Origin of the sequence: Parabacteroides massiliensis, assembly GCF_900155425.1 — a bacterium.
In the GTDB taxonomy this organism is placed as follows: Bacteria; Bacteroidota; Bacteroidia; order Bacteroidales; family Tannerellaceae; genus Parabacteroides; species Parabacteroides massiliensis.
In genome coordinates, this window is the sequence record NZ_LT700191.1 from 47879 (window position 1) to 60417 (window position 12539).

Annotated in this window: 10 protein-coding genes; all 10 read right to left on the reverse strand. The window is 40.1% G+C overall.

The annotated features are described in order from the left end of the window. Positions 1-292: 292 nt before the first annotated feature. On the reverse strand, positions 293-1177 hold the full coding sequence (locus BQ9893_RS11265; RefSeq protein ID WP_075966151.1) for an MlaD family protein: 885 nt from the start codon (positions 1175-1177) through the stop codon (positions 293-295). 32 nt (positions 1178-1209) lie between these two features. After that, a complete protein-coding gene (locus BQ9893_RS11270) occupies positions 1210-2424 on the reverse strand; it encodes an N-acetylmuramoyl-L-alanine amidase family protein (RefSeq protein WP_208610814.1) in 1215 nt (404 codons plus the stop codon). A gap of 129 nt (positions 2425-2553) precedes the next feature. Beyond that, the gene (gene rplI / locus BQ9893_RS11275) at positions 2554-2997 is read right to left on the reverse strand and encodes a 50S ribosomal protein L9 (protein WP_075966153.1); all 444 of its coding nucleotides are present in this window, start codon (positions 2995-2997) and stop codon (positions 2554-2556) included. A 21-nt stretch (positions 2998-3018) separates the two neighbouring features. Next, on the reverse strand, positions 3019-3288 hold the full coding sequence (rpsR, locus tag BQ9893_RS11280; RefSeq protein ID WP_007654155.1) for a 30S ribosomal protein S18: 270 nt from the start codon (positions 3286-3288) through the stop codon (positions 3019-3021). A gap of 2 nt (positions 3289-3290) precedes the next feature. Next, positions 3291-3644, reverse strand: a complete 354-nt coding sequence (gene rpsF, locus BQ9893_RS11285) for a 30S ribosomal protein S6 (RefSeq protein WP_008152411.1) — start codon at positions 3642-3644, stop codon at positions 3291-3293. 153 nt (positions 3645-3797) lie between these two features. Continuing rightward, a complete protein-coding gene (locus BQ9893_RS11290) occupies positions 3798-5270 on the reverse strand; it encodes a sulfatase family protein (RefSeq protein ID WP_244155199.1) in 1473 nt (490 codons plus the stop codon). A gap of 208 nt (positions 5271-5478) precedes the next feature. Continuing rightward, the gene (locus BQ9893_RS11295; RefSeq protein ID WP_075966154.1) at positions 5479-6534 is read right to left on the reverse strand and encodes an endonuclease/exonuclease/phosphatase family protein; all 1056 of its coding nucleotides are present in this window, start codon (positions 6532-6534) and stop codon (positions 5479-5481) included. Then, a complete protein-coding gene (locus tag BQ9893_RS11300) occupies positions 6531-8051 on the reverse strand; it encodes a SusD/RagB family nutrient-binding outer membrane lipoprotein (RefSeq protein WP_075966155.1) in 1521 nt (506 codons plus the stop codon). Before BQ9893_RS11300 ends, BQ9893_RS11295 begins: the two co-directional genes overlap by 4 nt. A gap of 12 nt (positions 8052-8063) precedes the next feature. Further along, a complete protein-coding gene (locus BQ9893_RS11305; RefSeq protein ID WP_075966156.1) occupies positions 8064-11441 on the reverse strand; it encodes a SusC/RagA family TonB-linked outer membrane protein in 3378 nt (1125 codons plus the stop codon). 130 nt (positions 11442-11571) lie between these two features. Next, positions 11572-12522: a FecR family protein gene (locus tag BQ9893_RS11310; protein ID WP_081415442.1), complete on the reverse strand. Its 951-nt coding sequence runs from the start codon at positions 12520-12522 to the stop codon at positions 11572-11574. Positions 12523-12539 lie beyond the last annotated feature (17 nt).

Consider the following 12539-nt stretch of genomic DNA (forward strand, 5'->3'; position numbering starts at 1 on the left):
ATCATTTTGTTTGGAACTTTTGATTGTTCAATATCCTGTTTATTGTCAGGTAGTTAATTCCAACAATCTGAATATCTTCATTTTAAAGTATCAGAACAACAGAAAACCTTTGTTTAAGAGCATTCTTTAGCCTCTTGCTTTTTGGAGCGGCCGACTTCGAAAAAGGCCTTTTTACAGAGCTATATTTCTCTATCTAAAGGCCTTAGATAAGTCTATCTTATGTATTTTATACCTTTTCGTTTAATTGGAATAATTCTAAATAAGCTATTTGCGCAAGAAATCTTATGCTATCTTAAAATACAGAAAAATGCACATATCTTTTCGGGTTCTGTCTCAAATCGAGCAAAAGCTTGGAGGCATTGTCCGCCGTACTGTTCAGATTATCATAAAGGGCACGCTCGTTCAGCAAAAGTCCCATGCTGTTATCCTTAGAGTTCAGCTTACGCGTCATCTGCTCCACGTTGTCCAACGTCGCATTCACCACATTCACGGTCGTTGCCAGATCCAGTTTTTTCAAATCCGTGCTGACATCGGCAAAGTTTCCGGTAATGACTTTCAGGTCGCTCATAATGCCCGGCACATCTTTGCTCAACATCTGATTGAGCTGGCGTGAAGAAACGGCCAGGCTATTGGTCGTCGCTTCTATATTGTTCAGCGACTGAGCCAATGCCGGATGATTTACCAGTGTTTGCAAACCTCCCAGGATCGAATCGATTTTGGGCAAAAGCAGTTCCACTTGCGGAAGAATATTTTCCTGCACGGATTGCATCATATCCGATTCCATCCGTCCCTCGATCGTATCGCCGGGTTTCAGATAATCGTCCACATATTTGTTCAGATGGATATGCAATTCCCCACCACCAAGAAAACTGTTCACGATCGTAATATAACTGCCTTTATTTATCTTCATATGATCTTCCAGACTGATATCAATCGAGATCTTATCGACAGCATCATAGTCATAAATGATCTCACGCACCAGCCCGACCTTAAAACCTTCTACAAATACAGGACTCGAAACCGTCACTCCCTTCACGTTCGTACAAGCCACAACATAATGGTTCGTCGGTTTAAACAGATTGATTCCTTTCAAGTAATTAATTCCTAAATATAGCAATGCCAGACTGACGATAGACACAAGTCCGATCTTTGCTTCTTTGGTGAATACATTTTTCATTTCTTCTCTGTATATAATAATTTCTGTTACTACTAATATTTCACTTTCTTTCCATCCTTAAAGGCAACAATAAAAGCATCTTTAAAATCTTTCGCAACCTGCCGGCGCAACCTACGGATAGAGTCGAAGCTCGTCGTTTCGCCATACGTGTACTTATAAACACCTTTCTCTATGAAGAAATCGACATTCTTATATCCTTTAAACAATTTAGAACCGGAAGAAAGTTTTTTATCCGATGTAAGTATTTGTATTTTATAAACCGTTTGCCCCTTTTTAGCCTGCGCGCCCTGCTTTGCCGAGGCTACCGGCTTGGACGTACGACTCCGGCTGGCATTCCCGGCTTCGTTCTTTAGGCGAATATACTCTTCACTTCCGGGAGGCGCCGGTATGGACCGATCATCATCATCCTCATCGGCATTGTCCGCGACTTCCAATATGGGAGCGGCACTTGCATTACCCGCCAACGCTCCGCGCTTGCGGTCATATTCCCACTTATATTTAGTAAAGGCATTGTAAATAGCGGTTGCCAGTTTATTTTGCCCATCCTTGGTTTTCATGAAACGCTCTTCCGCCGGATTCGAAATATACCCCAATTCCACAAGTATGCTCGGCATGCTCGTCTTGCGCAAAACCAGGAATCCAGCCTGCCGTACTCCCCTGTTGTTGCGTTTGAGGGAAGTAAAGCATTTCTGCACTTCCGAAGCCAGGCTGATGCTCTGCTCCATGTGCTTATTCTGCATAAATTCGAAAATAATATATGATTCGGAAGAAGTCGGATCGAAACCTTCGTATTTCTGCAGATAATTATCTTCCAAAAGGATTGCCGAATTCTCGCGCATGGCTACTTCCAGGTTCTCGTCCGTACGAGCCAAACCCAACGTATAGGTCTCCGTTCCTGCAGCCGAACTGCCCCGCTTCACCGCATTCGTATGAATGGAGATAAACAAGTCCGCCTTATTCCGGTTGGCGATGTTCGCCCGTTCGTCCAATTCGATAAAGACATCCGTTTTGCGCGTATAAATAACTTTCACATCATTGTGCTTTTCCGATATCAGACTGCCGAGCCTGAGAGCCACCGCCAGATTAATAGCCTTTTCATTGATGGACGAACCACGCGCACCGGGATCTTTTCCCCCATGCCCGGCATCGATCACCACCGTAAATGTCTTTTCCTTTGCCTGCAACACAGGCAAAACAAAAAACAGAGCCATTGCCAAATTGATATATAGAAAAGCTTTTTTTGCCACTTTAAAATACTCTTGCAAATTCGGGACAAATGTAATGCTTTTTAATGAGTTAAACTGGGCTGATCTGAAATAAAAAAAGGGCAATTCGCAAGGAATCGCCCTTTTTATTTATATATCCTCTGTATGGGATTACTCAGAAACTACTTCGAAAGGAATTTCCACCGATACTTCTTTGTGAAGTTTCAGGACAGCCTTGTAATTACCAACTTCCTTAACGGATTCCTTGATATAGATAATCTTACGATCTACATCGAAACCGGCTTTTGCCAACGCATCAGCAACCTGGATGTTCGTTACAGAACCGAAGATTGTACCTGTAGAGCTTGTCTTGGCACCGATTGTCAGGGCAACGCCTTCCAACTTAGCAGCCAATGCCTGAGCATCTTCTTTGATCTTAGCCAACTTGTGAGCACGCTGTTTCAAGTTCTCAGCCAACACTTTCTTGGCAGACTCAGATGCGATAACTGCTTTGCCCGTGGGGATTAGAAAGTTACGTCCGTAACCGTCTTTAACTGTTACGACATCGTCCTTGTAACCTAAATTGGCTACGTCTTCTTTCAAAATAACTTGCATATTCTGTCTCCTCTCTTTTTATTATTTCATTAAATCGGTTACATAAGGAAGCAACGCCAAATGACGAGCTCTTTTAACAGCCTGAGCGATACGACGCTGGAACTTCAAAGAAGTACCTGTGATACGACGCGGAAGAATCTTACCCTGTTCGTTCAGGAATTTCTTCAAGAATTCAGGATCTTTGTAATCGATATACTTGATACCGTTCTTTTTGAAACGGCAATATTTTTTCTTTTTAACGTCTACTGAAGGCGGAGTCAAATATCTGATTTCTGATTGAGTTGCTGCCATGATTAATTCTCCTTTACTGTTTCTTTAGATGATTTCAAACTTCTTCTCTTTGCTGCATATTCTGCTGCATATTTGTCCTGGCGGAAAGTCAGGAAGCGAATCACACGTTCGTCACGACGGAAGTTAACTTCCAGCGTAGCGATTGTTTCCGGATTTGCTTTGAATTCAACCAACTGGTAGAAGCCTGTTGTTTTCTTGTCGATAGGATAAGCTAATTTGCGCAAACCCCAATTCTCTTCGTTCACGATTTCAGCACCCTGTTCTTTCAGGATATTCGTGAATTTCTCTACCGCTTCCTTCATCTGAGCGTCAGACAAAACGGGAGTCAAAATGAAAACGGTTTCGTAATTGTTCATAAAACGCTGTTTTGTATTGTTATTACTAATATTTTTTGCGGTGCAAAGGTAAGAATTATTTTCAAACTGACAAATCAAACTTTATTATTCTTTGTACAGAATGTGGATAAACCATGATTCCTCCTTTCCATATTCTCTGCACTTACCAGTATCTTAATAGTTTGTCACCTTGCCGGTTTCCCTTTTCAAAGCTTCAAACCGCATCATCATCTGGCGGAGACGCCGCGGCTCCTTAGTCGCCAAGTTATTCTGCTGACCGACATCTTCCTTCACATTATAGAGCTGATAACAATTACCCATACCGGTAAAAGAAGAGCCTTCGTCATTCTTATAATAACTGGGATAAGGCGGGATCATAACCCAGTCGCCCTGGCGGAATGCGTAGTTAAACATACCTTCGATCACCAATTCTTCACGTCCCTGGCTGCTTTGCCCCAAAAAGACAGGCAATGTATTCTGGCTATCTGTCTTGTCCGCATAAGTCTGCCCGGTCAAAGCTGCCAACGATGCCAACAAGTCCATCTGGCAAACAAACGCGTCCGACACACCGGGTTTCACGTTCTTCGGCCAACGAAGCATGAACGGAACACAAGTGCCACCGTCATACAGACTGGTCTTTCCTCCTCTGAGTGGCCCTGCCATCTTATGATTACCGACCAACTCCACAGCTTGATCCTGATAGCCGTCATCCAAGACCGGGCCATTGTCGCTGGTCAGGATGACCAACGTATTCTCGGCCAGCCCCAACCGGTCCATCTCTTTCAAAAACTCATCCACGCACCAATCTGCTTCTAAAATGACATCACCTCGCGGTCCCATACCGGACTTGCCGACAAAACGTTCGTTCGGGACACGCGGCACATGTGGCTGGTGCAAACCGTAATACAAGAAAAACGGCTTATCTTTGTTCTCTCGCATGAATTTTTTTGCCTTTTCGAGAAACAATCCGGCCATATCTTCATCCTTCCATTGCGCCGCCTTTCCTCCTTTCTGGAAACCGATACGCGGTACGCCGTTCACGATGGAATCGGCATGTCCGACACTGGGATGCATACGCAACAATTCCGGGTTATCCTTACCGGTAGGCTCGCCATCGAAGTTTTTCCGATAATTGACATACAAAGGATCGGCCGGATCCAACCCTACCCCGACTCCGTTTTCAATAAAAATACAAGGGACACGGTCATTTGTCGCAGCCTGGATAAAAGAATAATCATACCCGACCTCTTTAGCTCCCGGAGAAACGGTATCATTCCAATCCACTGCTCCGTCTCCCAATCCTAAATGCCATTTTCCGACAGTCCCGGTCACATAGCCTGCTTTCTTCATCACTTTGGGCAACGTGATTTGTTGCCGGTCGATAATCAAAGCCGCATTTCCGGGTAATATTTTTGCATCTTTATTCGTCCACGGATACAAGCCGGTCAAAAGAGAATAACGGCTTGGAGTCGAAGTGGCAGCAGTACAATACCCTTGCGTAAAGCGAATTCCCTCGTTCGCCACCCGGTCCATCCCCGGAGTCTTGATCGCAGAAGCGCCATAACAACTCAAGTCGCCATACCCCAAATCATCGGCAACGATAATCACAATGTTCGGTTGTTTCACATCAGCCTGTGCGAAAGCCATCGCCGGCAATGCCCCGGCAATGGCTCCCCATCTCTTAAATACTCGATGTTTCATCAAATAAAATCAAATTATCAGTTTCAATATCATTCCTGTTTTATCTTCTATCGTTACAAATGTACAAAAATCAATGCGAAAATAATCGATTTTTCAGATCAACATGATATAAGATTGTTACTGAATAAAACTCGATTTTATAGAACTATCAGAATTAATGTATCCTAATTAAAAACCGACTTAAAACTCCTTTGTGATCGCTGGGCCATATTCCTGTTGGTTCTACAAACTGATCATTTGAATCGTTCTCGACAATTTTTCCTTCTAATATATTCAGAGATGGACCAACAATAATTGCTTTTTCCAAACACAATGATGAATCTGGATAATAATAAATAAAATCGATCCTGTCTCTTTCATCCCTATCTGGCAGCCAGACCAGTTTGTTTAATTCTACATCTTTATTTCCTGCTGGAAATGTAAACCCTGGGTGTGTTACAGCATCAGGATACATTTCACGATAAACATCTTTAAAACCAGCCTCATAAAGTAGTACAGAACAGTCCCAGTTTACAACCAAACCATTATGATCCCTCATGTCTTTAGTGTTTTGTTGCCAATCCAAATGTGATGGTTCATTAAAATCCCCACCCAATATAATCAAATTGCCCTTCTCTATTTCTTTTCTTGCGTCTTCCAATAAAGCTTTAACTCCTTCATCACGAAAAGAAATTCTATTGGCTCTCAACACAGAGTCGGCATCATTTATCCGTTCCGGCAACTTTTTCCATGTCGTACCACTATATCCTCGAGGAAGATAACACTCGTAATGTGTCCAATCCCAATGTACAGAATATGCAATCAGTTTTTGGGAACCAATACTTATTGTCGCCTTACAAACAGGATTGGGTCTTGACTTATCTGCAAGGGTAAAACATGAACTGACTTCATCCATTTTAAACTTTGACAAAATTCCCATTGTCTGCTTTAAATTTTCTCCATAATATAGTTTACCACTTTTTTTTAGTTCATTGGTCAGATAATCCATAAATTTTTCCCCATCAGATCCAGATATCTCACAAAGAAGAGCGATATCAGGATCTGTCTGGTTGAGAATATCAACTATTCCTTTAATTCCGCCAGAAACACATTTCCCTTGTCCCCACAAATTTAATTGCAGAACTTTCAATGTATCAATCCTATTCGCAGTACTGTAGGCAAGGACAGGAAATAAAGATATAAAAATTACAAAACCTATCAATTTTTTCATTTTAATATCCACATTATTTTATTGTTATTATCGATTCCATCATATTGCGAAGCAACGGCTTTATCCACATTTTCCTTATTATAATCAAATTCTTTTGTAGGATACATCCAACGAACCGGAATTTTGTCTTTTTCCACATTTCTATTAGTAAATGGATTTATCGGCAAAACAGGATAACCGGTTCTTCTATATTCGTAGTATGCATCAAATGGATATTGCATATAATAAGTAAGATACTTTTGAATTATAATTTGCTTAATCTGATGTTCTATTCCACCTTTTAACATAACGGATTCACTATTCAAATAAGTGTCAATATAGTCTTCCGTAATTTTTTTACCATGATGGTACAATTCGTCATCAGGAGTATTTTCTGCAATAAATCTCATCGAGGCTTTGATTCCAGCATTGTAATACTCTATCGCATTTCCGTTAATCCAACCTCTTAGCATTGCTTCTGCCAAAATAAAACACTGTTCTGCATAACCCACACGAGTATAAGGTTCACCGGACGGTATTTCAATATACCTCAGATTAATTGCTGAATAAGCACCTTTTGCATACTCCGATTTTACATCTGAAAAATCGGCTACCGGATCAAGGCCAATATAAGCATCGGCATTATCAGGCTGTAGACCTTTTTCTATCATAGTAGCTGCAGGCTGTGCAAAATAAAAAAGGCGATAATCATTATAAGCCTTTAATGTATCTATGACGACACTGGAAATCGTGGCATAAACATAATGCTTTGAGATTGCTTTATTATACGGATACAACTGCCCTGATTTATCAGAAAACACCAACTGAAGATTATCTCTATTTGACTCCATTAACGGATCATTATTGAAAATCCGAGCAAATTGTTCTTTTATATTTAATTCAGGATCATTTTCTTTCTTGGACAAATACATCAAGACCTTTAACCTGAAAGCATTGGTCACTTTTTCCCATTTAGAGACATCACCCTGAAATATCGGATCTCCCTCAAATGAATGAGCAAGAGAAAACAGATGAGATGCCATTTCAAGATCTTCCAAAATCGCTTCCATTACCTCTTTTTGGGAATCATACTGTGGTTTTGTATTGTTTAACTCTCCCTGAAGAGCATTACTAAAAGGTATGTCACCGACTTGCATGGACAAATAAAACAATTTATACGCCTTAGCCAAAAGAGCCAATGCTTCATAAGCCTCTCTGTCTTGTTCCGCTGCAAGTTCTTTCATCTTATTCGCATTAATAAGCATTGTATATCCAGAAAAACTGGCTCGTCCTAATACATTATAATTATAGTCATGTAAATACTCCATCCAAATCATTTGTTTAGCCAAACAGGCATCTTGGATAAAATTTGCAGCATAGCCATCTGGCTGAACCATATCCAGTATCACTGATGTTGCTAATAAAGAAGATGTTGCATTCTCTACTGTATTCGGATTCGTATTCAAGTCATCGAAATTTGAACATCCAAACATTATCGCACAAAGGATGACGTATAATATTGATCTTACTCTTTTCATATTCAATATCCATTAGAAATTAAACTTAAAATTACATCCGATCATTCGCAAAGATGGAGAATTCAAATTTTCTTTTGATTTATCCGGATCGGAATATTTGAAATCTTTTGTCCAAATAAACAGATTGTTTCCTATTAAAGATATAGAAGCTTGTTTCATTTTTAACTTACTACACAAATCTGACGGAAGATTATAAGTAAGAGACAATTCTCTTAACTTAATAAATGTCTGGTCATAAAGATATTGTCTTCTCGCTTGCCAAACATTTCCTGTACCACTATAAAGATTCATATAACTTTCATATGAAACGACTTTATCATTGGGAGCAAACACACGATCATCCCTGATTATATTTCCATTTGAATCACGATCTACACTACCAGAAACTATCTTTACGCCCTTGCCAACGAAAGTATAGTTTCCATTTACAACTTCTTCATATCTGTATTGATTATCTGTACCGACATGGGCTCCAGACATCCACAGGGCTTGATCAATCACAGAATGAGACATTCCTCCTATTCGTCCATCAATAGTAAAAGATAATGTTAGATTTTTATATTTCAATTGATTATTCAATCCAAATATCCAATCGGGATTTGTATGTCCAACTTTGGTGGTATATTGACTAACGATAGGATAACCGTTTTCATGAATGATGTTTCCATCCGGATCGCGTTCCCAGTCATAACAATCGAGCCAGTCCCAACGTTTTCCTTTCTTTACCCAATCTTTCTGGGTTGAATACGTCGGATCAATTTTCGAATAATAATACCTGTCTAACGCCCAATTGAATGTAGCATTCCAATCCCAATCCTTGTCTTTATAAATATTTGCATTGAGGGAAATTTCTACTCCTTTACGAGTATGCTCTTCATCAATATTAATTAATGTCGAATGAAATCCACAGGCATCACTTATTTGTGCATCTGTTGTCAAATTGTAGAAGAGTTTCTGATAATAAGCGATATCCATACTCAACTTATTTTTTAAGAGATGTAGAGCCGTACCTATTTCAAATGAGCGCGTACTGCTTGGATTAATCAAAGTACCTCTGATCTTTGTAGGGAATGTAGCACCGTTCAAACCGTTCCAACGATTGTTTTCTATAGTATATGCTTTATTGGTATCATATATTGACAAATCACTCTTAGTCTGAGTCCATGACCCTCTCAACTTCCAAAAATCAATCCACGATGGCATTGATATAAATTCGGACAAAACAACACTTCCTGACACCGAAGGATAAAAATAGGAACGCGTCTCAGAAGGTAAGGTAGAAGACCAATCATTTCGACCTGTCACATCCAAAAATAATGTACTTTTCCAAGATGCGGAAATTTTACCATACAAACTGTTTACTTGCTTCTTTCCTAAAGAACTTTCCATTTTAATCGGATCTACAGATCCATATAACGAATAATAACCCGGAACAGTCAATCCGTTTTGTGTTTCATTCTGTAAATAGTCATCTTGATAGAAGTAGATTGTACCTCCGATAAAGCCGTCTAACGAAATATCCCCAAATTTATGGTCGGCAGTGAGTAAGAAATCATTATTGATACTATATCCACCTGAACGTTTTTCCGCATAATATCCATTTCTGTCCCAGCCACCTGCTGCACCGATAGAATTTCGCCATTTTTCTCGATTACTATACATATCCAACCCTGAACGAAGAGAAAGTTTTAGCCATGGTTTAATTGAATAATTAGCAGATAAATAACCGTTCACTATATCATAATCACTTGAATGTATTATTTCATTTGCGATAAAATAAGGATTGTCATACCAAAGCGTATTAGGCCAGTTTTGTCGCTCGTTTTCCTTACCTTTTACCCAATAGTTTCTATAATCTCTTATATCCAGATCACTTCCATTCCAAACTAACAAATTGTAGATATAACCACCAGCTCCATATCCGGTTCCGAAATCATTAGGATAAAACCTCTTGTTATATGTTAATCCTCCATCTACGGATAGGTTTTTTAATTTCATATTTCCACCAACAGTATAGGTCATTTTGTTCAGTTTGGTATTCGGATATTGCCCCTTATTATAAACATGGGTTAATGAAGTACGAAAACTTCCATACTTACCTTTTTGAGTAACACTCACATTATTATTTGTTACAAAACTGAATTCAAGAAAGTTTTTAAAGTTATTCTTTCCTTTTGACACCAAAGGCATTTCTCTCCACTCATAAGTATTAGGATCATATTGTACTGCCATTCTGCCAATATCCAATTTATCACCCCAAAGTAACTCGTTTGCATTATATTTACCATAAGCACCCGCACTATATGAAGTTTGAACTTCTGGCAATTTCAAAAAGCCGGATTCAAACATAGTACTACTATTAATATCAATATTCAGCCCCTCTTCTTTTCCTTTCTTTGTTGTCACCATAATAGCACCAGCACCACCTCGTGATCCATAAAGAGCAGACGCTGTCGCTCCTTTCAAAACATCGACTGATTCGATGTCGTCGGATGCAATATCTCTCAACGAGAGATTATTATAAGGGACACCGTCAACAACCAACAACGGCGATTCTCCTCGTAAAAGGATAGAAGGAGCTTCATTGAACTCTGTACTATTCTGAACATTCAAACCCGCTATTTTTCCTGTAAGCGCAGTCCCGACATCAACGGATTTTACAGTATTCATTTTGTCTCCTCCAACTTTCTGTACTGCATATCCTAATGCCTTTTCTTCCCTTTTAATTCCTAAAGCAGTAACAACCACTTCGTTCAAAGTTTCTGAATCTTCACGAAGAATGATATGAAAGGATGTTTTATTTTGGGTCTTCAATTCTTGAGAGGCATAGCCAATGTAAGAAATAACCAATGTCGCATCAGGTGCTACATTAAGATAAAAATTCCCATCAAGATCAGATATAACGCCATTCGTTGTGCCTTTTTCTATGATATTGGCACCTATAATCGGTTCACCTTTTGCATCTACGATTTTTCCCTCTATTTTTCGTTCCTGTTGTGGAGCAACAATCGTTGAAATAGGATTCACCACTGACAAAACAATATTCACGCCTTCTACAGTAAACGTCAGTCCCGTATTCTTCAATACTTCGGAAAGAATATCTCGAACTGAACGTTTGTTGGCATGTATAGAAACGTGCTGTTTCAAGTTGACATCGCGGTTTGAGATAAACAGATAATCTGTTTGTTTCTCAATTTCATTCAATACCTCCTCTAATTGTACTTGATTTTTATTCAAACTGACTTTCGCATTTTGAGAATTTGCCTGACCTGCAAAAGCGAAACATGAACATAATAGTAAAGAGCAAGTAGTCAATTTCATAACTCTGCAAATTTGAATCCTCCCTGAATCTTTTTTAGGAAAAGACCCAGGTAAAAAATAATTTTTCATACCTTTGTAATTGATTTTAAATTAATAAGTATATTAAAAAATGTACTGCTGAGCCGGGGGTTGTTGGCGCAACTGCCGGCTCTTTTTATGTGTTTCTCATGTGTCCTTCCTCATAGGCAAATCGATTTTATCAGTTAATGTATATGATGTTTTTCTCTTCATCGCGTTTGTACTTGAATGGGAAATCGTTTTGCAAAACACGCAAGGCATGATCCACGCCATCGGAAACCCGCAGTTTCCCACGATAGCCCAAATCTTCCACGGCTTTGTTGTTGACTACGATCTGCACGTCATAGAACTTTTCAAACAGTTCCATGATCGCATGAAATGATTTGTCTTCGATATAGATCAGGCCGTCTTTCCAACGATAGCTGTTAGGATCCGTTGTCGGCACGACTCGCAACGATTCTCCCTGCAACTCCGCTGTCTGTCCCGGAGAGAGGTAGACGGCTTTCGGTGTCTTCGTATTGTAGAGTTTGACCTTACCGGCATAGAGCATTGTCCGGAAATTCGGTTTGTCCTTGTAAGCCTCTACGCTGAAAGTCGTCCCCAATACTTCTACATCATACCGGCTCGTTTTGACGATAAAAGGCTTTTTATCTTTCGCCACTTCAAAATAGGCTTCGCCGTCCAGTATTATCTCCCGGCTGTTTTCGGCAAAAGCCATCGGGTAGCGGAGAGATGTATTGGCATTCAACCAGACACTCGTGCCGTCCGGAAGCTGGATGTTCGTACGGTTGCCGGCCGGGACATACACACACTGCAGAGTCTGTGACAATCGATCGATCCGGTAACTATCATACATATAAAAACTCCCCAACAAAATCACAATCGAAGCAGCCACTTTCAAGGACCAACTCAATGCGGGATGCAGCCGGAAACGTTTACCTGAAGCAATTTTTGCGGAAGGCTCGATCGCTGTTTCGTCCGCCAAAATGGAAGCATCGAAGCGAATCCGCTCCCGGATAAAGCGCCGGCGGTTGTCTTCGCTGCCCTCAATCCACTGCCGTATCGCCTCCTTTTCTTCTTCCGAAGCCTGTTTCAGAAAGTAACGGATAAGTATATGTTGGTCTATTTGCATCGTTTCTCTTTTTTTCT